Consider the following 499-nt stretch of genomic DNA (forward strand, 5'->3'; position numbering starts at 1 on the left):
TTTTTTCAAGTGGAGATTATGAAGAACGATTTTGTTAGCGCTCGGGAGGTCTGTCAGTGACCTCAAAGTGCATTTGGTTTTGACAACCAAGTATCGACGGAAAGTTTTTACTCTTGAAATGCTGAATAGGTTACACTCCATCCTTGAAGAATTACTTCATAAGTGGGATTGTAAATTAATTGAGTTTAACGGGGAAGACAATCATGTTCATCTTCTTTTTCAGTACCATCGGTGACATTGCTTTAAGTAATTTGGTTAATAATCTCAAATCTGTAACGTCTCGAAAGCTTAGACAAGAATTTTCCGACCACTTAAATTCTTTCTATTGGAAAGATGTTTTATGGAATGGCTCTTACTTTGTTGCTAGTTGTGGTGGAATAACTATTTCAACTCGGCGACAATATATCGAAAATCAGAACAAACCTAATTCCGATAAACCCTGACCGCAATTCATCTCACGCTGCTCTGTCGGGTTAGAAGTGAGGCTTCTTGGGGAAGA

Annotated in this window: 1 pseudogene; it reads left to right on the top strand. The window is 38.1% G+C overall.

The features are described 5' to 3' along the window. Positions 1-18 precede the first annotated feature (18 nt). Positions 19-443: pseudogene (gene tnpA, locus M595_RS29900) on the top strand (IS200/IS605 family transposase). The last annotated feature ends 56 nt before the right edge of the window (positions 444-499 follow it).

The sequence above is a fragment of the Lyngbya aestuarii BL J genome (assembly GCF_000478195.2).
GTDB classification, from domain to species: Bacteria; Cyanobacteriota; Cyanobacteriia; order Cyanobacteriales; family Microcoleaceae; genus Capilliphycus; species Capilliphycus aestuarii.